Genomic DNA, 22,666 nt, shown 5'->3' with positions numbered 1-22,666 from the left:
CAGGATCTATTCGCCGTTCGCGTGCCGAGCAGCCTCGGCCGCCGGTGTGCCGGGTCGGTGTTCCTCGACCCATCCGTCGGTGTTGCGCTGTGGGGCGTAGCTGATCGCGAGCGATCCGGCCGGGACGTCCTTGCGGACCGTCGTTCCGGCACCCGTGTACGCACCGTCACCAATCCTAACCGGGGCGACGAACACGTTGTGCGAGCCTGTACGAACGTGCGAGCCGACCTCGGTGCGGTGCTTGTGCACGCCGTCGTAGTTCGCGGTGATCGTGTTCGCACCGATGTTCGAGTCCTCGCCCACCTCGGCGTCGCCGATGTACGACAGGTGCGGGACCTTGCTGCCGCGCCCGATCTTCGCGTTCTTCGTCTCGACGAAGGTGCCGATCTTGCCCTGGTCGCCCAGGATCGTGCCCGGACGCAGGTACGCGAACGGCCCCACCGAGGCACCGTCACCGATGACCGCGAGGGTGGCGTCGACCCGGTTCACCGTCGCGCCGGCACCGACCTCGGTGTCGCGCAGCGTGGTGTCCGGCCCGACGACGGCACCGGCGGCGATGGCGGTCGCGCCGAGGAGCTGGGTGCCGGGCAGGACCTCGGCATCCGCTTCGATCGAGACGTCGAGGTCGATCCAGGTGGTGGCCGGGTCCTGCACGGTGACGCCGGCGAGCTGGTGTCGGCGGACGATGCGGGCGTTGAGCTCGCGGGCGGAGTCGGACAGCTGCGCGCGGTCGTTGATGCCGGCGACGAGCCACGGGTCGGTGAGCGTGACGACGTCGATGCGCCCGCCTCGCGCACTGATCAGCGCGGGGGCGTCGGTGATGTACTTCTCGCCCTGCGCGTTCGCCGTGGTGAGCGACGGCAGGACCGCCCGGAGGCGCGTCACGTCGAACGCGTAGATGCCCGCGTTCGCCTCGACGATGGCCAGCTGTTCCGCTGTCGCGTCCTTGTGCTCGACGACGCCGACGAACGCGCCGTCAGCATCCCGCACGATCCGTCCGAGGCCGGTCGGGTCCGGGGCGATCGCACTGACGAAGGTCGCACCGTTTCCCCCTCCGGCGTGGGCGTCGACGAGCAGGCGGAGCGACGCCGCGTCGAGCAACGGGACGTCGCCGGAGAGCACCACGACGGCACCGTCGAAGTCGGCGGGGAGCGCCTGGACCGCGACCTCGACCGCGCGGCCGGTGCCGGGGACGTCGTCCTGGTCGACGATGATGGCGTCGGGCGCACGCTCGGTGATCTCCGCTGCGACCAGGTCACGCTCGTGCCGCACGACCACGGCCACGTGCTCCGGCCCGAGGGACGACGCCGTCCGCAGCACGTGCGCGATGAGCGGCAGCCCGGCGAGCCGGTGCAGCACCTTGGGGGTGGACGACTTCATGCGCGTGCCCTGCCCGGCGGCGAGGACGACGACGGCGATGCGCTGGTCGGTCATGGGTCCATCCTGGCGCACCCGCGCTGCGGAGTCCGGTGGAACCGCGGCCCTGTGCAGAACCGTGCGCACAACCGCACCGGGGACGTTCCTTCCCATCGACCTCGGGATGGAAAGCGGGATCGGGCGTACCTGGACGGAACAAACGACCAGCTACGCCCGAAACGACCAGCTACACCCGAACACCTACCCGCGCACCACCCGCGGCTCGGCCTTCACGAACGCCATGAGCACCAGCCCCACGACGAGCACCACCACGATCCCGAGGATCCCGAAACGCGTCGAGCCGCCGACCGTCACCGCGACACCGAACAGCGCCGGCGCCAGGAACGACGCCGCCCGGCCGGTGGTGGCGTAGAGGCCGAAGAGCTCGCCCTCGCGGCCGGGGGTCGCCAGCCGCGCCAGGTACGCCCGCGACGACGACTGCACCGGTCCGACGAACAACGCCAGGGTCAGGCCAAGCACCCAGAACCACTCCGTCCGGCTGCCGACCGCCAGGACGCCGAGCCCGCAGGCCGCGAGGCCGATCAGCGACACCATGATGAGCGTGCGCGAGCCGAAGCGGTCGTCGAGCCGTCCGGACACGAAGGTGGCGACGCCGGCGACGACGTTCGCGGCGATGGCGAACAGGATGACCTGCGAGGCGCTGAACCCGAACACCTGCGCCGCGATGATCCCGCCGAAGGTGAACACCGCGCCGACGCCGTCGCGGAACACCGCGCTGGCGACCAGGAACGCGAGTACGTTCCGCCGTTCGCGCCAGAGCCGGGCGATGTCCCGACCCAGGTCGCGGTAGGCACCGAGCACGCCGCCGGTGTGCCGGTGGTCGGGCGCGGCCTCGGGCACGACGACGAAGAGCGGGATCGAGCTGACCGCGAGCCACACGGCGGCGATGCCGATGGCGACGCGGACGTCCCACTGCCCGGTCGCGACGGTGGCCGGCAGCTGCAGCAGTCCGCCGACGACGCCGTCGCCGCGGAAGTCCTGGATGCAGAGCACGAGCAGCAGCACGAGCAGCACGATGCCGCCGAAGTACCCGGCGGCCCACCCGATCGCGGACACCCGTCCGGTGCGCTCCCCCGACGCGACCTGCCCGATCATGGCGTTGTAGCCCACGCTCGCGATCTCGTACGCGACCGTGCCGATGCCGAGCAGCGCCGCCCCGAGCACCAGGTACGGCTGGCTCGGCGCGACGAAGACCATGCCGCCGATGGACAGCACGATGCCGATCGTGGCGATGAGCACGGACCGGCGGCGGTGCCCGGACGAGTCCGCCAGGCGTCCGATCGCCGGGGCCACGAGCGCGACGACGATGCCGGCGATCGTCAGGGCCGTGGAGACCACCGCGGCGTTGTGGGCGAGTTCGCGTTCCACCAACGCCGTGCCCGCGGCGGACGTGTCGGCCACCTTCGCCGGGTCGACGAACGCCCGGCTGGCCAGGTACGTGCTGAACACGAACGTGGTGACGACGGCGTTGAACGCCGCGGACCCCCAGTCCCACAGCGCCCAGGACACGAGCGCGCGCCGGTCGGTGCGCTGCGGCACGACGGCGGCCGGTGAAGCGGTCATGCGCGAACCGTAGCGCGTCCCGGTGACGCACCGGTGGCCCCGTTCCGGGTCACGTGCCGGACGGGAGGCGCGTGGCGGCCTGGCCACGGGCCTCCCGTCCGCACCGTGCGCGCGCCGTCACCCCGTGCGAGCTTCCGCGCACCGTGTCCGGTCGCAACCCCGCACGTGGCACGCAACGCGGCACGGGGCGGCGAACCGCGCATCGTGCGCGCTCAGGCGGGCACGCCGCCGGGGTAGACGACCGACTTGAGGGACTCCGGGTCGGTGTCGCTCTCGAGTGCCTCGCGGACCTCGTCGAGGCCGAACCGACCCGTCACGAGCGAGTCGAGGTCGATCTGTCCAGAGGCGACCAGGCCGATCGCGACGGGCCACGTGCCGGTGTAGCGGAAGATCCCGGTGACCGTGACCTCGAGGTTCTGGATGTGCTCGACGGGCAGGGTCATCTCGGAGTTGCCGAGCCCGACGAGCACCGCAGCGCCCGCCGGTCCGACCGCCTTGATGCCGTCGGACACGGCTCGGGGAGCACCACTGGCGTCGATGAACGCGTCGACCGGGGCGATGTCCGAGGCGACGGACACCACGGTCGGGTCGACGACCTCGGTGGCGCCGTACTGCAACGCACGCTCCCGGCGCTCGGGGACCAGGTCACTGATGACGATCCGGGTGGCGCCGAAGGCCCGCGCCGCCTGGGCGCAGATGATCCCGATCGGACCGGCACCGGCGATGAGCACCGAGGAGCCGGGGACGATGCCGGCCTTGCGGACCGCGGCGATGCCGACGGACAACGGTTCGAGCAGGGCACCGGCCTCGAACGAGACGGAGTCGGGCAGGACGTGGGCGAACTCGGCCTCGATCGTGACGAACTCGGCGAAGGCGCCGTCGACCGGCGGGGTCGCGTAGAAGCGCATGTGCGGGCAGAGGTTGTAGCGGCCGGCCAGGCACTGCGCACAGCGGTGGCACGGGCGCTGCGGTTCGACGGCGACGCGCTCCCCCACACGGGCGGGGTCGACGCCCGCGCCGACGGCGGTGATCGTGCCGGACAGCTCGTGGCCGAGGACGAGGGGCTCCTCGACGACGAAGTCCCCGATGCGGCCGTGGCGGTAGTAGTGCACGTCGGAGCCGCACACCCCGACGGCGGCGACCCGGACGAGCACGTCGCCCGGTTCGACCTCGGGCACGGGGCGGTCCTCGACGGTCAGGTCCTGGGTCCCGAGCAGCACGCTGGTGCGCTGGCGCTGGATGGAGGTCATGGGGTTCTCGCTTCCTCGGCCGCGGCGTCGCGGTCGGACGTGGGGGTGGTGGAGCGGTCGGGCGTGTGGGTGGTGGAGCGGTCGGGCGTGTGGGTGGTCGTGGAGTCGGCTGGAGCTGGCCTCGGGACGAGCCGGGCTGCCGTCGGGTCGCGCAGCAGGTCGCGGAACCCGAGTTCGGCGGCACCGCGGAGCAGCACGTCGGCACCGAGCGCCGCCGGAGCGATCCGCAGCCGTTCGGTCACGGCGGCCATCGACTGGGCGCGGACCTCGACCTCGATGCGGTCGCCGACGTGCTCGAGCAGCACCCCGAGGAACCCGCCGAGGACGACCACCTCGGGGTTGACGGTGTGGATCGCGTTGCGGAGCGCGGTGGCGAGCGCCGTCACCTGGCGGTCGACCACCCGCTCGACCTCGGGTCGGCGTTGCGCGAGCACCGCGGCGAGCGCGGACGGGTCGTCCGGGGCGACACCGGCCGCCGCGACGAGGGCGTCGCGCGAGGCCTCGGTCTCGAGGCACCCGACGGCCCCGCAGTGGCAGCGGACACCGTTCGCCGCGACGAACGTGTGGCCGAGCTCGCCGGCGTAGCCGTCCGCGCCGCTGAGGGGCCGGGCGGCGCTGATGACACCGCCGCCGATACCGCTCGCGCCGCCGTTGAGGTAGATCAGGTCGTCGACTCCGCGGCCGCTGCCGTACAGGCGCTCCGCCCAGGCACCGGAGTTCGCGTCGTTCGTCGCACGGACCGGCAGGCCGGTGCGCTCGGCGAGGGGACGGGCGATCGGTTCGTCGTGCCAGCCCAGGTGGGGCGCGGAGCGGACCACGCCGTCCTCGACCCGTACGGTCCCGGGCACGGCGACGCCGATGCCGGCGATCCGGGCGGGTACGGCGTTGCCGGCGACCAGGCCGTCCAGGAGTCCGGCGATGGTCTCGACTGCCTGGGCAGCGGTCGGGGCCGAGCGACTCGACGCCACCGCACGGTCGCGCACGCTGCCGTCGAGCCCGACCAACGCGACGGTGACGGCGTCCACCTCGACCGTGACGGCGACGGCGACCACCTCGGCGGCAGCACGAACGACGGGGCTCGGACGGCCGACGCCAGGGCTCGGACTGCCCGCGACACCGGCGCTCGTGCTGCCCGTCGCGGGGACGTCCTCGTGCACGAGTCCGCGCTCCACCAGTTCACCGACGAGCGTGAGCGTGGTCGACCGGTTGAGTCCGGTGCGTCGGGTGATCTCGGCGCGGGTGATGGGACCGTCCTCGTGCACCAGGCGGAGGACGCGCGCAGCGTTGCCGCGTGTCGGGGTCTGCGCGACGACGGGTGCCGCTGTCAGGCGAGCCATCGGGTCCTCTCGGTCGTGCTCCGTGGGTGCTGGCCCATCCTCGCGTGTTCGGTCCTTCCCAGAACGCCCGCGATGGGAAGCGGGATCGGGCACACCTTGTCGAAACGAACGACCAGGTACGCCCGGATCCGGCAGGTACGCCCGGAACCGCCGGTCACCGCGACTGCGAGAACGCGGCGTCGAACGAGGCCTCCGGCGGCGCGATCGTGCCGAGCTGCCGCACGAACGCCAGCGCCTCGGGTCCTCCGACGAGTCGGTCCATGCCGGCGTCCTCCCACTCGACACTGGTCGGGCCGGTGTACCCGATGTGGTTCAGCACGCGGAACACCCGCTCCCACGGCACGTCACCGTGTCCGGCGGTCACGAAGTCCCAGCCGCGGCGCGGGTCGCCCCACGGCAGGTGCGAGCCGAGCCGGCCGTTGCGCCCGTCGAGCTGCTTCACCGACTCCTTGCAGTGCACGTGGTACACCCGGTCGGCGAAGTCGAGCAGGAACGCGGCGGGGTCGAGGTCCTGCCAGACGAAGTGGGAGGGGTCGAAGTTGAACCCGAACGCCGGCCGGTCCGCGAAGAGCTCGAGCGTGCGCTTGGCGGTCCAGTAGTCGTAGGCGATCTCGGACGGGTGCACCTCGAGCGCGAAGCGGACCCCGACCTCCTCGAACACGTCGATGATCGGCAACCACCGGTCGTGGAAGTCCTGGTACCCGGCGTCGATCATGCTCGGCGGGACCGGCGGGAAGCCCGCGACGGTCTTCCAGATCGACGACCCGGAGAACCCGGTGACGGTGTCGACCCCGAGTGCCGCTGCCGCGCGTGCGGTCCACTGCAGTTCCTCGGCGGCACGCTGCCGGACGCCTTCGGCCTCGCCGTCGCCCCAGACGTGCGGCGGCAGGATGTCCTCGTGCCGCTGGTCGATGGGGTCGTCGCACACGGCCTGGCCGACCAGGTGGTTCGCGATGGTCCAGACCCGCAGCCCGTTGCGTTCCAGGATCGCCTGCCGCTCGGCGACGTACGCCGGGTCCGTCGCGGCGCGCCGGACGTCCAGGTGGTCGCCCCAGCAGGCGATCTCGAGTCCGTCGTACCCCCAGTCGCCGGCGAGCCGGGCGACCTCCTCGAAGGGCAGGTCGGCCCACTGTCCGGTGAACAGCGTGACCGGCCGGGAGGCCCGGGTCGGCTCCGCCTGGTCGCTCGCGTCCGTCGTCGTCATCGTCGTCGTCCTTCCGTGCGGTGGTCGGGGTCCGTGCTGTGTTCGAGGTGCGTGCGGTGGTCGGGGTCCGTCACCACGATCCGGGGTCGGACCCGGCGGGGACGGTGGCGGGGCGGTCGACGCGCGAGTGCACGTCGACGACCGCATGGTCGCGGGCCGCGGCCGAGACGGCCTCCATGACCTCGAGCACGTGGAACGCGAGGTCGCCGGAGGCCCGGTGCGGACGGTCCGTGGCGATCGCGTGCGCCAGGTCGGCGAGCCCGTAGCCGCGACCGGCGTCGGCGTACCCGGCGGAGACCGGCAGCTCGCGCCACTCGCGGTCGTCCACCGTGGCGATCGACACCGGGTCCGAGAACCGGTTCGGGTCCGGCACACCGAGGGTGCCGGCCGTGCCGTACACCTCGAAGAGCGGTGCGCGGGTCGCCCACACCTCGAACGAGACCGTGACGGTCGAGACGACACCGTTCTCGTGTTCGAGGATCGCGACCACGTGGGTGTCGATGTCGACCGGGACCGACGTGCCGGCGTTCGGTCCGGTCGCGATGGTCCGCTCGCGGGTGGAGCGGGTGGCGCTGCCGCTCACCCGGACGACCGGTCCGAAGAACGTGACGAGGCTGGTCAGGTAGTAGGGGCCCATGTCGAGCAGCGGGCCGCCACCGGGCTGGTAGTAGAACGCGGGTGCCGGGTGCCAGAGCTCGTGGCCGGGGGCGCTCCAGGCGACGGCCGCGCCGACCGGGGTGCCGATCAGGCCGTCGTCGAGGGCGGCCCGCGCGGTCTGGATGCCGGTGCCGAGCACGGTGTCCGGGGCGCTGCCGACCCGCAGGCCCGCGGCTCGGGCGGCCTCGAGCACCGGTTCGGCCTCGGCCGTGGACATCGCCAGGGGCTTCTCGCCGTAGACGTGCTTGCCCGCGGCGAGCGCCCGGGTCGCGACGTCGGCGTGGGCGGCGGGGATCGTCAGGTTGAGCACCACGTCGACGTCGTCGGCCGCGAGCAGCTCGTCGACGCTCGTGCCGCGCACGCCCTGCGCGGCACCGACCGCCTGCGCCCGGTCGACGTCGAGGTCGGCGACCGCGACGAGCGACAGTCCGGGCAGGGACGGGAAGTGTTCGAAGTACTGCTGGCTGATCACGCCGACGCCCACCACCCCGACGCGGAGGACGGGTTCGTTCATCGTGCTGCCCACAGGAGGCCCCTCTCGATGACGGTGCGGAGTGGCTGCGACTCGACGACCTCGAGGCGGTGCCCGGGCGCGGAGACGAACACGCGGCCCTCGCCCCAATGCCGTGTCCAGATCGCCGGTGCGGTGACCGGTCGGTTCCAGGCGTCGAAGTCGCGCGCTTCCTGCGTGGTGGTCGCGAGGACGTCGTTGTACTCGTCGGACAGCACCCAGTACTGCTCGGTGACGAGGTCGAAGTCCTCGATGCCCTGCGTGATCGGGTGCGATCGTCCGAGGTCGGTGAGGTGCACCGTGTACGGGATGTAGTTGTCGGACTGCTCCCCGACGCGCTCGTCGGGGTGCTTGCCGGCGTGGTGGGCGAACTGGCCGCCGACCATGTGCAGGTAGTCGGCGGTGTTCCGGAACGCGTCCGCGATGCCTCCGTGCCAGCCGGCCAGTCCGGCGCCGTTCAGCACCGCGCGCTGCAGCCCGGCGAACTCGTCGTCGGCGATGGTCGACATGGTGACGACCTGCACGATCAGGTCGACCTCGGCCATGACGGACTCGTCGGCGTAGACGGCCGTCGAGTCCGACACCCGGACCGCGAACCCGTTGTCGCGCAGGAACGGGACGAACAGGTCGGTGGTCTCGACGGGCTGGTGGCCGTCCCAGCCCCCGCGGACGACGAGCGCCTGGCGTGTGCCGTCGGCGGCGGTCACGCGGTCACCGTCCAGCTGCTGCCGTCGGCGGCACTGCGTTCGACGGCGTCGAGCACCCGCTGCACGTGCAGGCCGTCCTCGAACGAGGGCGACGGGTCGGTGCCGGCGACGATTGATTCGACGAAGTCCTTCACCTGGTGGCTGAAGGTGTGCTCGTACCCGATGAGGTGTCCGGTGGGCCACCATGCCGCCATGTAGGGGTGCTCGGGTTCGGTGACCAGGATGCGGCGGAAGCCCTGCTCTCCCGCGGGTGCCGACGACTCGTACAGCCGCAGTTCGTTCATGGACTCGAGGTCGAACTGGATCGCGCCTTCGGACCCGCTGATCTCGAGCGTCAGGCCGTTCTTCCGGCCGGTGGCGTAGCGCGTGGCCTCGAACGTGCCGATCGCGCCGTCGGCCGCACCGCCGCCGAGTCGGGCGGTGAAGAACGCGGCATCGTCGACGGTGACCTGCCCGCGCTCGCTCGACGCCGTGCCGGAGAGTCCGACGCCGTCGGCGAGCAGGGGGCGCTCGGTCACGAAGGTCTCGAGCAGACCCGACACCCGGGTGAGCTCGGCGCCGGTGACGTGCTCGACGAGGTCGATCGCGTGCGCGCCGATGTCTCCGAGCGCCCCCGAACCGGCGAGCTCCTTGTCGAGGCGCCAGGTCATCGGGCCGTCCTCGTCGGCGAGCCAGTCCTGCAGGTAGAGCGCGCGGACCTGGCGCACGGTGCCGATCCGGCCGTCCTGCACGAGCTGTCGGGCGAAGGCGATGGCCGGCACCCGGCGGTAGCTGAAGCCGACCATGGCGCGGACCCCGTGCGCGCGGGCGGCTGCGGCAGCGGCGGTCATCGCCTCGGCCTGTTCGACGGTGTTCGCGAGCGGCTTCTCGCACAGGACGTGCTTGCCGGCCTCGAGCGCGGCGATCGCGATCTCGACGTGCGACGATCCGGGCGACACGATGTCGACGACGTCGATGTCCGGGTCGGCCACGACGGCGCGCCAGTCGGTCGACGCAGCCTGCCAGCCGTACTGCACGCGAGCGGCCTCGGTGCGTTCCGGGTCGCGCCCGACGATCACCGCCATCTCGGGTTCGACCCCGAGGTCGAAGAACCTGGGGGCGGTCCGCCACGCCTGTGAGTGTGCGGCTCCCATGAAGCCGTGCCCCACCATGGCGATCCGCAGTCGTTGCTGCGCCGTCGAAACACTTGCCATCCGCTCGCTCCTTTGCGATCACGTCCTTGCCACAGCCAACACTACCGCTTATGTTGGGCGCGGCAACATTTTGTTTCGACGACGAACGGTGACCACCATGGCAACGACGCCCACCCGTGCAGACAAGTTCTCCTTCGGTCTCTGGACCATCGGCTACAACGGCTCCGACCCCTTCGGCGGGCCGACCCGTCCGGCCCTCGACGTGGTCGAGGCGGTCGAGAAGCTCGACGAACTCGGCGCCTACGGCCTGACCTTCCACGACGACGACCTGTTCGCGTTCGGCTCGACCGACGCCGAGCGGCAGACGCAGATCGACCGCCTCAAGGGTGCGCTCGACTCCACCGGCCTCATCGTGCCGATGGTGACGACGAACCTGTTCTCCGCACCCGTGTTCAAGGACGGCGGCTTCACCTCGAACGACCGGCAGGTCCGCCGCTTCGCGCTCCGCAAGGTCCTGCGCAACATCGACCTCGCCGCCGAGCTCGGTGCGTCGACGTTCGTGATGTGGGGCGGCCGCGAAGGCTCCGAGTACGACAGCGCGAAGGACGTGCAAGCTGCACTCGAGCGCTACCGCGAGGCCGTCAACCTGCTCGCCGACTACGTCACCGACAAGGGCTACGGCATCCGCTTCGCCATCGAGCCGAAGCCGAACGAGCCCCGCGGCGACATCCTGCTGCCGACCCTCGGCCACGCGATCGCGTTCACCGAGACCCTCGAGCGCCCCGAGCTGTTCGGCATCAACCCCGAGGTCGGCCACGAGCAGATGGCGGGCCTGAACTTCACGGCCGGCATCGCCCAGGCGCTCTACCAGGGCAAGCTCTTCCACATCGACCTCAACGGTCAGCGTGGCATCAAGTACGACCAGGACCTGGTGTTCGGTCACGGCGACCTGCAGAACGCGTTCTCGCTCGTCGACCTGCTCGAGCACGGTTCGCCGCAGGGCGGCCAGGCCTACGACGGCCCGCGCCACTTCGACTACAAGCCGAGCCGCACCGAGGACATCACGGGCGTCTGGGACTCGGCGGCCGCGAACATGCGCATGTACCTGCTCCTCAAGGAGCGCGCGCAGGCCTTCCGCGCCGACCCCGAGGTGCAGGCCGCGCTCGAGGCCTCGAAGGTCGGGGAGCTCAGCACGCCGACCCTGAACGACGGCGAGTCCTACGACGCCTTCCTGTCCGACCGCTCGGCCTACGAGGACTTCGACGCCGACGCGTACTTCGGCGGCAAGGGCTTCGGCTTCGTCCGGTTGCAGCAGCTCGCCATCGAGCACCTGCTCGGCGCGCGCTGACAGGCTGCGGGGATGACACAGCTCGTCGCCGGCGTCGACTCGTCGACCCAGTCCTGCAAGGTCACGATCCGCGACGCGGCGACGGGTGCCGTCGTCCGTGAGGGACGTGCCGCCCACCCGGACGGCACGTCCGTCGATCCCCGCCACTGGTGGGACGCCCTCGGCACCGCGGTCGCGGACGCCGGCGGGCTCACCGACGTCGGCGCCGTCGCGATCGCCGGGCAGCAGCACGGCATGGTCGCGCTCGACGCCGACGGTCACGTGGTCCGCGACGCCCTGCTCTGGAACGACGTGCGCAGTGCGGATGCGGCCGCGCAGATGGTCGAGGAGATCGGACGGGAGGCCTGGGTCGCCCGGACGGGACTGGTCCCGGTGGCATCGTTCACCGGTACCAAGCTGCGGTGGCTCCGCGACGCCGAGCCGGACAACGCCGGCCGCGTCGCAGCCGTCGCGCTCCCCCACGACTGGTTGTCCTGGCGGCTGCGTGGGTACGGCCCGGCCGACGAGAGTCCGCTCGGCCCCGACCTCGACGCACTCGCCACCGACGCCTCGGACGCCAGCGGCACGGCCTACTGGGACCCGGTGCGCCGGGAGTACGACCCGGAGCTGTTCGAACTCGCGCTCGGTCGCCCGATGCGCGTCGCCGGCTCCGAGCCGACCGCGGACACGGTCGTCGTGCCACGCGTGGTCGCCCACGACGAGGCGATGGGGACGCTCGACGTCGACGTCACGCTGCCCAACGGCTCGGTCGCACCGGCCGGACTGGTCGTGGCGGCCGGACTCGGCGACAACGCCGGTGCGGCGCTCGGACTCGGGCTCGCTCCCGGGGACATCGCGGTGTCCCTGGGGACCAGCGGGACCGTCTTCGGCGTCACCGCGACCGAGGTCCTGGACCCGAGCGGGACCGTGGCGGGCTTCGCCGACGGGACCGGGTCGCGCCTCCCGATCGTCACGACGCTCAACGCAGCCCGCGTGCTCGAGGTGATCGGCGGCCTGCTCGGCGTGGACCACGACGCGCTCGGCGAGCTGGCGCTGCAGGCGCCAGCCGGGGCCGACGGCCTCGTGCTGGTGCCGTACTTCGTCGGCGAGCGCACGCCCAACCGGCCGGACGCGACCGCGTCACTGCTCGGGATGACCCCGGGCACGACCGACCGACCGCACCTGGCGCGCGCCGCGGTCGAGGGCATGCTGTGCGCCCTGGCCGACGGACTCGCCGCGGTCGAGGGCACTGGCGTGACCGTGTCGCGACTGCTGCTCATCGGCGGGGCCGCGCGGAACGAGGCCGTCCGGACCGTCGCCGCGCAGGTGTTCGGGCGCGACGTGCTCATCCCGGATCCCGGCGAGTACGTGGCCTCCGGGGCCGCGCGTCAGGCAGCCTGGGCGTTGACCGGCGCGCTGCCGTCGTGGGACATCGCGACGACGACCGTGCCGACGGACCCGCACCCCGAGGTGCTCGAGCAGTACCGCGCCGCGGCGCGCTGACCGAGGAGACCCATGGCACGCACCGACCTCCCGCTCGACGAACTCCGTCGCCACCGACCCGAGGTCCGGCGACCGGCCGACTTCGACGCGTTCTGGGCGGACACGATCACCGCGGCCCGGGCGGCCGGAGCGGAGACGGCTCCCGTCCTCGCTCCGGCCGACACCCCGGTGACCGGACTCGTCGTCGAGGACCTGACGTTCCCGGGGTTCGCCGGCGATCCGGTGCGCGCCTGGGTCTCGCGACCGCTGGCCGGTCGTGACACGGCGATGCCCGTCGTGGTCGAGTTCCTCGGCTACGGCGGCGGCCGCGGGCGCCCCGGCGAACGCGTGCACTGGGCCCTCGCCGGGTACGTGCACGTCGTCATGGACACCCGTGGCCAGGGCAGCGGGTGGGCCGGCGGCGACACCCCCGACCCGCACGGCTCCGGACCGCACGCGAGCGGGTGGATGACGAGCGGCATCGGATCCCCCGCGGACCACTACTACCGCCGGGTGTACACCGACGCCGTCCGCCTGGTGGATGCCGTGCGGACGCTGCCCGGTGTCGACCCGTCACGCATCGCCCTGACCGGCGGCAGCCAGGGCGGGGGCATCGCCATCGCCGCAGCTGCCCTCGTGGAGGCCCACGTCGGACCGATCACCGCGGTGCTGCCCGACGTCGCGTTCCTGTGCGACTGGGAGGGCGGCACCGACATCGCCGTCGGGGGCCCGTACCTGGAGCTCGCGACCTACCTGTCCGTGCACCGCGACGCAGCCGACACGGTGTGGGACACCGCGGCGTACTTCGACGGGGTGAACCACGCCGCCGGCATCACCGCCCCGGCGCTGTTCTCCGTGGCCCTGATGGACGACGTCGTGCCGCCACGCACGACCTTCGCCGCCTTCAACGCACTCGGGGCGGACGACACGCACGCTCCGGCCGACCGTGAGATCGAGGTCTACCCGTACAACGGGCACGAGGGTGGCGGCTTCCGGCACTGGGAACGGCAGGTGGCGTTCCTGCGCGCACGGGCGTGACGGCGACGGCCGCGTAGCGTGACCGACGACCACCCGGGCCGCCGCGGTCGCTCGCCGCTCACTCCCCCGAAGCGCGCTCGATCCGCTCGAGATGCTCGACGCGCTCGAGACCGCCCCGGCACCGGTCGACGTACTCGGCGTACAGGTCCGGCCGCTGCTCCCGCGCCCACCGGGTCACGTCGACGAGGTGCAGCGCGGTGAGCGACGCCAGGATCGCGTGGTCAGCCGGAGTGGCCAGCCCGGCGGCAGCGATGAACTCGTCGTACTCGGCCCGCGAGATCGTCGCGTCGACGAACGCCCACTCGAACAGCCGACGAGCGTCGGTCCACGGTGACGGACCGGTCTCGGCAGCGCCCCAGTCGATGAGCACGGGCGCACGACCCGGTCCCCGTGCGATCAGGTTCCGCGGTGCCAGGTCACCGTGTGCGAGTCCGAACGCGAAGTGCTCCGCGGCCAGCCGCTCGAAGTGCCTCCGGAGCGCGCCGGCCGAGTTGTAGGCGCCGTCCCGGCGGAGTGGATCGTCCGCGACGAGCGCTGCGCTGTTGTAGGCCAGGTGCGCCGACCACGCCCGAGCCAGGTCGGTGCCGAAGCGGGTGAACAGCGACGCCGGCGCCGCGCCCAGGTCGATCGAGGCGACGGTGCGGGCGAACGAGCCGAGCCACGTCCAGGGGTGATCGATCGGCCGCGGGTCGGGTTCGACGTACTCGGACACGATGAAGGGGACGCCGTCCTGGACACCGTGGCCGAGGGTCCGAGCGACGGCGATGCCCGCTGCGGCAGCCGCTCGCGCGGCCCACGCCTCGACGGGGAACTCGTCCGAGCGCAGGGCGTCGACGGGGAACCGCACGACGACGTCGGCACCGACCGCTCGCCGCACCCGGTACGTGTGGTTCACGGATCCGCCCAGCAGCCGTTCGGCCTGGTCGTCCGAGCTCCCGACGGCACGAAGGACCGCGTCCAGTCGGTGGCGGTGGGTGTCGTCGTCGAGCACGCACCCATCATGGCCGTCGGGGTGTCACGCCCGCCGCATCGTGTCCCGGGGGTACTCGCCGTGGCGCTCGAGGTAGGCGGCAGAGAACCGACCAGCGTGGGCGAACCCCCACTGCCGGGCGACGTCGGCGATGCTCGTCCCCGCCGGGTCGGCGTGCACGAGCTCGTCGCGCACCCGGTCGAGACGGACCCCGCGCAGGTAGCCGTTCGGGCTCACCCCGAGCTGCCGCTGGAACGCCTGCTGCAGGGCACGCAGGCTCAGGGAGGCCACCTCGGCCAGGTCGGTGCTCGTGATCGGCAGGTGGGCGTGCTCGTGCACGTACTCGACGGCCCGGCGGATGTGCGCGTTGCGCGGGAGCAGCAGTTCGTCCGGCAGCGTGGCCGAGACGACCGGGTACAGCTCGAGCAGCGCCAGCGCCCCCAGCCGGCCCATCTCCGCCTGCAGCAGCGGTGAGACCTGCCGGTCGAGCACCGTGTGCGAGATGAGCTTGACGGTGTTCCGCCACATCGTCACGGCCCGGTCGTCGGGTTGCACGGTGTGGTCGAGCTGCACGCCGCCCGACGCCGCGCCGCGCTCGCCGGCGACCTCCTCGAGCGATGCCCGGTTGATCTGCACGAGACGCTGGTCGTAGTCCTGGTACGTGAACGCGGCGCCGTCCTGCGGCCACAGCTGCGGCCGGCCCACGGCGCTCACGAGGCGGTCGTCACCCTCGCCGATGAAGCCGGTACCCCGGGTGATCCACTGCACGACGAAGTCGTCCGACGGCGTCATGACGCCGTCGAGGTGCCCGTCGAACCGGATCGCGCGCAGCGTCATCGTCGAGTCGCCGACAGCTGAGTACCGGAAGGTGAAGGGCTGCGCGGTCGTCTCGGCGCGCCACTCGGAGGCGTCGTACGCACCGACCAGGAAGTCGCGTGCTTCGTCGACGTCGGCGGACCGGACGTCGTCCTGCACGCGAGCTCGTTCGTCTGTCATCGGTTCACCGAGAGCAGTGTGACCGAACGGACGCGCGTCGTCCGTGTCGCTGTCCGAGAAGCGCTACCGACGATCGTCGGCGCGCGGACCGGATGCTCGTGGCGACGGGACGATGTCCGGATTTCGACCGCCGGGCCGCTCACGACATCCGCGATCCGTCGAGTCGTCGGTCCTGGTGCACACCGACGACCCCGCTGATCGTACGGTCGTCTCATCCGGCGGCAACGGGCCGCTCAGGAGAACACGAGGACGACATGACCGCCGCGACCGCAACCCCGGTCCACCCGATCAGCGCACCCAAGCTGGCCTTCGAAGCGACGGCGGTCACCAGCCGGCGCAACCGCCACCGGGGCTTCTTCAGCGAGCTGCGGGACGCTCAGCGACAGCGCACGCTGCAGATCGCCGCGGTGAGCACCGGCATCGTCTCGGTGAGCGTCCTCGCGTCGGCCGCCGCCGTGCTCGGACTCTCCGCGTGATCCGCGAGGGATCAGCGGTCGAGGACGTCCGCACCCAGGCCATCGACATGACCGCCCTCTTCGCAGAACAGGAACGCCACGATGCCTGAACAGCGCACGCTCGAACAGCTCCGCCGCAACCCGGTCGAATGGCGCCGACGCGGCCTGACGCCGCCCGCCGATCTCGACGAGATGGTGCAGGCCCGCCTCACCGCCCACATGGGCCACGCCGACCCGTCCTACGCCGACTTCTTCGCAGCCTGAACCCCGACCCCACTTCCCCATGACGCTCCTCACACTCACGCCCCCGGCCGTCGAGACGACCGCGCAGCGCACCGCATCCAAGGCCGCCGATGACCTCTTCACGGCGCACGGCGTGATCCCGGTGCGTTTCGAGGACGTCGCCGCGCACGCGGGCATGAGCGTGGACGAGCTGACGGCGGCCTACCCGTCCAAGCAGGCGCTCGTGGTGGCGGTCCTGCGACGCTGGCACGGCGCGTGGCGTCGGGCCCTGGACCACATCGCCACCACCTCGGCGGATCCCCGCGATGAGATCCTCGGCATCTTCAGCTACTTGGAGGAGTGCTTCGCGGACGAGGGGTGGCGCGGCTGCGCGTTCATCAACGGGCACGCCGAGCTCGGACGGCAGGACGTGGAGATCGCCGCGCTCGCAGCCGAGCACTTCCGCGACGTCGAGAGCCACCTCACGTTGCTCTGCACCCGTGCGGACATGCCGGCGCACATCGCCGAGACCCTGTCGCTGCTGGTCGAGGGTGCCCGGGTGGAGTCAGCCGTGCAGGGGTCGGCCAAGCCGGCCCGGAGCGCACGGCTCGGTGCGGCCATGATCATGTCGGTGTTCGAGGAGCGCACGACGTTCTGACCGGCGGCCGGACGTATGATCCGGGGAACCACTCGTCACCGAAGACGGAGACCGGAATGACGCGCACCGAGCCCACCACCGCCGCTCACCACGGCACCCCCAGACCGACCCGAGCCACCGCCTCGGTCGCCGCGATCCTGGCCGAGTCCGCCGCGCGGTACCCGGACGACGTCGCCGTGATCGTCGGCGACCACCGCACCACGTACGCCGAGCTGTGGTCGGAGACCCTGGCGTACGCCGGAGCGCTCCGGGCCCGCGGGGTCACCGAGGGATCGCGCGTGGCGATGCTCGTGCCGAACGTCGCGGACTTCGCCCGCGTCTACTACGCCACCCTCGCACTCGGCGCCGTCGTCGTCCCCGTCCACGCGCTGCTCAAGCGGCGCGAGATCGAGTACCTGCTGCAGGACAGCGGCGCCATGCTGCTCGTCTGCGCTGCCCCGCTGCTCACCGAGGGCGCGGCCGGTGCCGAGCTCGCCGGCGTCGACGTCATCACCGTGCTCGCACCGGCCGACCACGACGACCACGACGGCCACGACGGCCACGACGGCCCGGACCGCCTCGAGGCCCTGGCCGCGGCAGCCGAACCCCTCGACACCTACGTCCCCCGCGACCCCTTCGACACCGCGACGATCCTGTACACGAGCGGGACCACCGGCAAGCCGAAGGGTGCAGAGGGCTCGCACTTCGCCCTGCTCGAACAGGTCAACACGAACCTGATGAGCACCTTCGACATGCACCGCGGCGACGTCCTGCTCGGGGCACTCCCGCTGTTCCACACGTTCGGTCAGACCTGCACGATGAACACCGGGTTCCGCGCCGGCGCCACCATCGTGATGCTCCCAAAGTTCGACGGCGACGCAGCACTTTCGGCGATGGTCGAGCACGGCTGCGAGATCTTCATGGGGGTGCCGACGATGTACATGGCACTGCTCGACGCCGCGACCCGGAACGACGCCCGCCCGGACCTGCGCTACGCGATCTCGGGCGGGGCGTCGTTGCCGTTGGCCGTCCTCGAGCGGTTCCAGACCGTGTTCGACGCGCCGATCCACGAGGGCTACGGACTGACCGAGACGTCACCCGTGGCCACCTTCAACCACGTCGGCCGCGCACCACGACCGGGAACGATCGGGACGCCCGTGTGGGGTGTCGACGTCGAGATCGCCGACCCGGCCACGCCCGACGCGATCGTGCTGCTGCCGCACGGCGAGATCGGCGAGCTCGTCATCCGCGGGCACAACCTGATGAACGGGTACCTGGACCGGCCGGAGGACACCGACGCGGCGATTGTCGACGGCTGGTTCCGCACCGGCGACCTCGGCACGAAGGACGACGACGGGTTCCTGACGATCGTCGACCGCACGAAGGACATGATCATCCGCAACGGCTACAACGTGTACCCGCGGCAGGTCGAAGAGGTGCTGGCGACGCACCCGGACGTCACCATGGCGGCGGTCTTCGGCGTCCCGCACGAGCTGCACGGCCAGGAGATCGAGGCCGCCGTGGTGCTCCGTGCCGGTGCGACCGTCAGCCCCGACGAGCTCGTCCACTTCGTGTCCGACGAGATCGCGGCGTACAAGTTCCCGCGGGTCGTGCACGTGGTCGACGCCCTGCCCCTCGGACCGAGCGGCAAGGTCCTGAAGCGGACGCTGGTCGAGCAGTTCAGCACACCGGTCGACGCGGCGACTGCTCCGGCCTGACACACTCGGAGCGTGATCACCAGGCCGCGTTCCGTCCTCCTCGCCGCTGTCCTGACCGCGGGCCTCGTCCTGACCGGCTGCACGGGCCCCGCGAACGCCGAGTCCGGCACCCCCGACTGGTTCGACGTCACGGGCTTCCAACCAGAGGGGGCGGATCCCGCGCTGATCGACGGCAACGCACCGGCGATGGACGTCGTCGGCGTCGACGGGCTGCTGCTGAGCCGGACCGGCACGCGCGTCAGCACCCCCTCCCGCGAGGCGAGGACGCAACGCAACCGGGCGCACGCCCGCGGGCTCGAGGCGCAGCTGCTCGTCAGCAACTACGCCGACGGCGACTTCAGCGAGCCGATCGCCCGGAGGATGCTCCGGTCCCCCGCCAACCGGTCCCACGTCGTCCGCGCGCTCGCGACCGACGTGCGATCCGGCGGGTGGGACTCGGTCATGATCGACCTCGAGGCGTTGACCGCGGCCGACACGGCGGGGTTGACGGCCTTCGCGCGGGAGCTCCGTGCGGCGGTCGGCGACGACGTCCGGCTCGACATCGCCCTGTCGGCGTCGACGACCGCGGCCGGGTACGCGCGCATGGGGTACGACGTCCGGGCACTCCGCGCTCCGCTGGACCACCTCACACTGATGGCCTACGACCAGCACGGCCCGTGGGAGCCGGACGCACCGGGGCCGGTCGGGTCGTTGCCCTGGGCGTCGAAGTCCGCCAGGGCGCTCGCCACCCTCGCGCCCGCCGACCAGATCGTGCTCGGCGTCGCCGGGTACGGCTACCACTGGAAGGGGCCGCGACCGGCGGGGCAGCTGTCCGACGACCAGGCCCGTCGTCGCGTCCGGAAGGCCGGCGTCACCCCGACCTGGAACGCGACAGCGGGCGAGTGGACGGCGACCCTGCCCAGCGGCGAGGTGCTCTGGTGGTCCGACGCGCGGTCGCTGCGCGAGCGCGTGGCACTCGCCGAGCGGCTCGGCCTGACCGGGGTGGCCGTCTGGTCCCTGGACCTGTCGGACACGCTGGACACGGTGCACTGACGGCGACCGACGAACGGACGGGAGGCCCGGTGCGGGCCCGCCACGGGCCTCCCGTCCGCCGCCGCACGACGCAACTGCCGTGGCGGGCTTGACAGCGTCGGCTAATGGTATTAGCTTTTAGCTAACACACTTAGCCATGGAGGCAGTCATGCTCGAACACCTGCGCACCGACGAAGGCACCATCGCGTACGACGTCAGCGGCGACGGACCGCTCGTCGTCCTCGCACACGGCATGGGCGACAGCCGGCACGCCTACCGGTTCCTGGTCCCCGAGCTCGTCGCCGCGGGCTACCGGGTGGCGAACGTCGACATCCGCGGGTGCGGCGACTCGAGCACGGGATGGGCGTCGTACCAGCGCGCCGACATCGCTCGCGACCTGGTCGCCGTCGTCCGGCACCTCGGCGGCCCCGCGGTCATCGTCGGGCAGTCGATCAGCGGTGGGGCGGCCACCATCGCCGCCGCCGATGCCCCCGACGTCGTCGCCGGCATCGTCGAGCTCGCGCCGTTCACGCGGAAGCAGTCGTTCGACCTCGGCGGCCTGCTCCGGAACCGCCACCACCGCGCCGGCACGTTCCAGCTCGCCAAGGTGATGACGACCGGGAGCCTGGCCGGCTGGCTGGCCTACCTGGACCTCGCCGTGCCGACGAAGCCGACCGACTGGACCGAGGAACTGGGCCGCATCGAGTCGACGCTGCAGCAGCCGGAGCGGATGGCGGTGCTGCGCGCGATGACCAAGACCTCGCCCGCAGACGCCGGTGCACGGCTGACGGACGTGCGGTGCCCCGTCCTGGTGATCGAGGGCAGCGCCGACCCCGACTGGGCCGTCCCGCGGGCCGAGGGCGAGCGGGTCCTGGCCGACCTGCCCGACGGGCTCGGCGAGCTGGCCGTCATCGACGGTGCCGGCCACTACCCGCACACCGAGACCCCGACCGAGGTCCTCGCACTCGTGCTCCCCTTCCTCGGCCGCACGCTCGCGCCGGTCGGCGGCCACCGTGGCTAGGGCAGGACTCGACCCCGCCGCCGTCACCACCGCCGCGGCGGGGCTGGCCGACGAGATCGGGCTCGCACGGCTGAGCATGAGCGTCGTCGCCGAACGGCTCGGCGTGAAGTCGCCGTCGCTGTACAAGCACGTCGACGGACTCACCGACCTGACCCGCCGGATCGCGATCCTCGCCGCGAACGAACTCGGCGACGACCTGCGCGACGCGATGCAGGGGCTCGCCGGCCGCGATGCCGTCGAGGCGGCCGCGCAGACCGTCCGCCGGTACGTGCAGCGGCACCCCGGTCGGTACGAGGCGACGGTCGGGATCCGTCCCACCGGGCCGGACGACCCGTTGGCCGTCGCCCTGGAGCGCACCCTCGCCTCGTTCGCAGCGGCGCTGCGCGGCTACGGGCTCGACCCCGCCGACGAGGTGCACGCGCTCCGTCTGCTGCGCAGTGTCCTGCACGGCTTCGCGACCATCGAGACGTCCGGTGGGTTCCAGATGCGCACCGACGTCGATGCGAGCTTCGAGTGGATCATCGCGTTCCTCGACCGGGGGTTCCGCGCGACGACCGCCGCCCCCAGTCATGGTCACGATCCGGACTCCCTGAACCGGTAGGGTTGTCACGAGCCAACATTCACTGCGGAAGGTGTGCCATGCCCCTCGACGATGAAGCCCCGGGTCGCGTGCTCGCACCGGGCCAGACCTGCCGGATCCGGATCTGGCACCGAGCCGACCGCAGCGTGACGACCGTGCACGAGTCCGCCGAGCGGCTCTACGAAGCGCCGAACTGGACCACCGACGGCCGTCTCGTGCTGAACGGCGACGGGGTCCTCTGGACGATGCCGTCCGACGGTGCCGCAGCTCCGGAGCACGTCGCGATCGAGGGCGTCCCGCCCCTGAACAACGACCACGTGCTCGATCCCGACGGCGTCACCGTGCACGTCAGCGCGAACGACTTCCACATCTGGAGCGCCCCGCTCGCCGGCGGCGCAGCGACCCGGGTCACCACGGACGACGGCGGTCTGCACTTCCTGCACGGCGTCAGCCCCGACGGCTCCGAGCTCGCCTACGTCCGGCTCGACCCGTCCGGTGACGCCGTCTGGTCCTCGGGCACGATCCGGGTGATGGGCGTCGACGGCAGCTCGGACCGCGCCGTGACGACGGACCCCTCCGCGGCCGACGGCCCGGAGTGGACGCCCGACGGCGCGTGGATCCTGTTCAACACCGAGCAGTTCGAGTCCGCACCGGGGCACGCGCAGATCGCCCGGGTCCGACCGGACGGCACCGGGATCGAGCAGCTCACGGTCGACGAGCACGTCAACTGGTTCCCGCACCCCGCCCCGACCGACGACGCCGCCGTCTACCTGTCCTTCCCGCCCGGCACCGAGGGGCACCCGGCCGACGAGCGCGTGCGGTTGCGCCTCGTCACCGGTGACGGATCCGTCAGCGCCTGGGGACCCGAGGTCTGGCAGGCAGCCGAGACCATCGTCGAGCTCGACGGCGGGCAGGGCACCCTCAACGTCAACGGGTGGGCTCCCGACGGGTCCGCCTTCGCCTTCGTCGACTACCCCACCGGAGACCCCGCATGATCGTCCACACCGTCTGCTTCACGCTCGTCCACGCCGCCGGCTCCCCGCACGAGGCAGCGTTCCTCGAGACCGCCCGCGACACCCTGCCGGCGATCCCCGGCGTGCAGGACTTCACGGTGTCCCGCCAGGTGTCCACGCAGAGCGACTTCCGGTTCCAGTTCTCGATGGCGTTCGCCGACCAGGACACCTACTCGGCGTACGACGCACACCCCGCGCACCAGCGCTTCGTCGCCACCCGCTGGGCGGACGAGGTCGCATCGTTCCAGGAGTTCGACTTCGTGCCGCTGCCCGCCTGAGCGGGCGTCCGCTGGGCGCCCCAGGTTCCGAAATCCTCGCATCTCGGGGCACCCAGGGGCCGTCCACGGAACCCCGGGGAACGTGAGCGGCAAGTCGTGGAACCTCACGCCCGCGAACG

At 72.1% G+C, this 22,666-nt stretch carries 22 protein-coding genes; 12 read left to right on the top strand and 10 right to left on the bottom strand.

Annotated elements, in window-relative coordinates; all coding sequences use genetic code 11:
- Positions 1 to 6: 6 nt before the first annotated feature.
- From glmU to EDF48_RS03465, 8 genes are all read right to left on the bottom strand, one after another.
- Positions 7 to 1,434 carry a bifunctional UDP-N-acetylglucosamine diphosphorylase/glucosamine-1-phosphate N-acetyltransferase GlmU gene (glmU, locus tag EDF48_RS03500; RefSeq protein ID WP_131878183.1) on the bottom strand — a complete coding sequence of 476 codons (1,428 nt, stop codon included), beginning with the start codon at positions 1,432 to 1,434 and terminating at the stop codon, positions 7 to 9.
- Between the two features lie 183 nt (positions 1,435 to 1,617).
- The gene (locus EDF48_RS03495; protein WP_131878182.1) at positions 1,618 to 3,000 is read right to left on the bottom strand and encodes an MFS transporter; all 1,383 of its coding nucleotides are present in this window, start codon (positions 2,998 to 3,000) and stop codon (positions 1,618 to 1,620) included.
- A 212-nt stretch (positions 3,001 to 3,212) separates the two neighbouring features.
- Entirely contained in the window at positions 3,213 to 4,250 is a 1,038-nt protein-coding gene (locus tag EDF48_RS03490; protein ID WP_123294705.1) for an NAD(P)-dependent alcohol dehydrogenase, read from the bottom strand.
- Complete coding sequence (locus tag EDF48_RS03485; RefSeq protein WP_123294704.1) at positions 4,247 to 5,587, bottom strand: ROK family transcriptional regulator; 1,341 nt, start codon at positions 5,585 to 5,587, stop codon at positions 4,247 to 4,249. Before EDF48_RS03485 ends, EDF48_RS03490 begins: the two co-directional genes overlap by 4 nt.
- A 154-nt stretch (positions 5,588 to 5,741) precedes the next feature.
- Positions 5,742 to 6,791: a sugar phosphate isomerase/epimerase family protein gene (locus EDF48_RS03480; protein WP_131878180.1), complete on the bottom strand. Its 1,050-nt coding sequence runs from the start codon at positions 6,789 to 6,791 to the stop codon at positions 5,742 to 5,744.
- 70 nt (positions 6,792 to 6,861) lie between these two features.
- Positions 6,862 to 7,962 carry a Gfo/Idh/MocA family oxidoreductase gene (locus tag EDF48_RS03475; protein ID WP_131878178.1) on the bottom strand — a complete coding sequence of 367 codons (1,101 nt, stop codon included), beginning with the start codon at positions 7,960 to 7,962 and terminating at the stop codon, positions 6,862 to 6,864.
- Positions 7,959 to 8,666 (bottom strand): ThuA domain-containing protein, encoded by a 708-nt coding sequence (locus tag EDF48_RS03470; RefSeq protein ID WP_131878176.1) that lies wholly within the window; start codon positions 8,664 to 8,666, stop codon positions 7,959 to 7,961. Before EDF48_RS03470 ends, EDF48_RS03475 begins: the two co-directional genes overlap by 4 nt.
- Entirely contained in the window at positions 8,663 to 9,859 is a 1,197-nt protein-coding gene (locus EDF48_RS03465; protein ID WP_243698023.1) for a Gfo/Idh/MocA family oxidoreductase, read from the bottom strand. Before EDF48_RS03465 ends, EDF48_RS03470 begins: the two co-directional genes overlap by 4 nt.
- Positions 9,860 to 9,956: 97 nt before the next feature.
- Here EDF48_RS03465 and xylA point away from each other — a divergent pair, with 97 nt between their 5' ends.
- From xylA to EDF48_RS03450, 3 genes are read left to right on the top strand one after another with little or no spacing between them, the layout of a single operon-like run.
- Entirely contained in the window at positions 9,957 to 11,147 is a 1,191-nt protein-coding gene (xylA, locus tag EDF48_RS03460; protein WP_111084913.1) for a xylose isomerase, read from the top strand.
- A gap of 12 nt (positions 11,148 to 11,159) precedes the next feature.
- Complete coding sequence (locus tag EDF48_RS03455) at positions 11,160 to 12,629, top strand: FGGY family carbohydrate kinase (protein WP_131878174.1); 1,470 nt, start codon at positions 11,160 to 11,162, stop codon at positions 12,627 to 12,629.
- 12 nt (positions 12,630 to 12,641) lie between these two features.
- Positions 12,642 to 13,646 (top strand): acetylxylan esterase, encoded by a 1,005-nt coding sequence (locus EDF48_RS03450; RefSeq protein ID WP_131878172.1) that lies wholly within the window; start codon positions 12,642 to 12,644, stop codon positions 13,644 to 13,646.
- 58 nt (positions 13,647 to 13,704) lie between these two features.
- Here EDF48_RS03450 and EDF48_RS03445 read toward each other — a convergent pair whose 3' ends face one another.
- Both EDF48_RS03445 and EDF48_RS03440 read right to left on the bottom strand, forming a co-directional pair.
- Positions 13,705 to 14,637: a phosphotransferase gene (locus EDF48_RS03445; protein ID WP_131878170.1), complete on the bottom strand. Its 933-nt coding sequence runs from the start codon at positions 14,635 to 14,637 to the stop codon at positions 13,705 to 13,707.
- A gap of 24 nt (positions 14,638 to 14,661) precedes the next feature.
- On the bottom strand, positions 14,662 to 15,612 hold the full coding sequence (locus tag EDF48_RS03440; RefSeq protein ID WP_111084859.1) for a helix-turn-helix domain-containing protein: 951 nt from the start codon (positions 15,610 to 15,612) through the stop codon (positions 14,662 to 14,664).
- A gap of 254 nt (positions 15,613 to 15,866) precedes the next feature.
- Here EDF48_RS03440 and EDF48_RS03435 point away from each other — a divergent pair, with 254 nt between their 5' ends.
- The 9 genes from EDF48_RS03435 to EDF48_RS03400 all read left to right on the top strand — a co-directional run bounded on the left by EDF48_RS03435 (position 15,867) and on the right by EDF48_RS03400 (position 22,547).
- Positions 15,867 to 16,088 (top strand): hypothetical protein, encoded by a 222-nt coding sequence (locus EDF48_RS03435; protein WP_131845250.1) that lies wholly within the window; start codon positions 15,867 to 15,869, stop codon positions 16,086 to 16,088.
- A gap of 81 nt (positions 16,089 to 16,169) precedes the next feature.
- The gene (locus tag EDF48_RS18995; protein ID WP_165901319.1) at positions 16,170 to 16,331 is read left to right on the top strand and encodes a hypothetical protein; all 162 of its coding nucleotides are present in this window, start codon (positions 16,170 to 16,172) and stop codon (positions 16,329 to 16,331) included.
- Between the two features lie 19 nt (positions 16,332 to 16,350).
- Positions 16,351 to 16,947 (top strand): TetR family transcriptional regulator, encoded by a 597-nt coding sequence (locus EDF48_RS03430; RefSeq protein WP_131845249.1) that lies wholly within the window; start codon positions 16,351 to 16,353, stop codon positions 16,945 to 16,947.
- A 56-nt stretch (positions 16,948 to 17,003) separates the two neighbouring features.
- Positions 17,004 to 18,644 carry a long-chain fatty acid--CoA ligase gene (locus tag EDF48_RS03425; protein WP_131845248.1) on the top strand — a complete coding sequence of 547 codons (1,641 nt, stop codon included), beginning with the start codon at positions 17,004 to 17,006 and terminating at the stop codon, positions 18,642 to 18,644.
- 12 nt (positions 18,645 to 18,656) lie between these two features.
- Positions 18,657 to 19,676: a glycosyl hydrolase family 18 protein gene (locus tag EDF48_RS03420; RefSeq protein WP_131878168.1), complete on the top strand. Its 1,020-nt coding sequence runs from the start codon at positions 18,657 to 18,659 to the stop codon at positions 19,674 to 19,676.
- A gap of 148 nt (positions 19,677 to 19,824) precedes the next feature.
- Positions 19,825 to 20,676 (top strand): alpha/beta hydrolase, encoded by an 852-nt coding sequence (locus tag EDF48_RS03415; protein ID WP_131878166.1) that lies wholly within the window; start codon positions 19,825 to 19,827, stop codon positions 20,674 to 20,676.
- Entirely contained in the window at positions 20,669 to 21,277 is a 609-nt protein-coding gene (locus EDF48_RS03410; RefSeq protein ID WP_131878164.1) for a TetR/AcrR family transcriptional regulator, read from the top strand. The genes EDF48_RS03415 and EDF48_RS03410 overlap by 8 nt, the downstream gene beginning before the upstream one ends.
- 38 nt (positions 21,278 to 21,315) lie before the next feature.
- Positions 21,316 to 22,251: a hypothetical protein gene (locus EDF48_RS03405; protein WP_131878162.1), complete on the top strand. Its 936-nt coding sequence runs from the start codon at positions 21,316 to 21,318 to the stop codon at positions 22,249 to 22,251.
- Positions 22,248 to 22,547, top strand: coding sequence for a Dabb family protein (locus EDF48_RS03400; RefSeq protein WP_123294686.1), 300 nt, complete (start codon positions 22,248 to 22,250; stop codon positions 22,545 to 22,547). Before EDF48_RS03405 ends, EDF48_RS03400 begins: the two co-directional genes overlap by 4 nt.
- Positions 22,548 to 22,666 lie beyond the last annotated feature (119 nt).

It is taken from the genome of Curtobacterium sp. PhB191, assembly GCF_004346515.1.
In the GTDB taxonomy this organism is placed as follows: domain Bacteria; phylum Actinomycetota; class Actinomycetes; order Actinomycetales; family Microbacteriaceae; genus Curtobacterium.
Note: the sequence above shows the minus strand (reverse complement) of the source record. Positions and strands in the feature narration are given on the sequence as shown.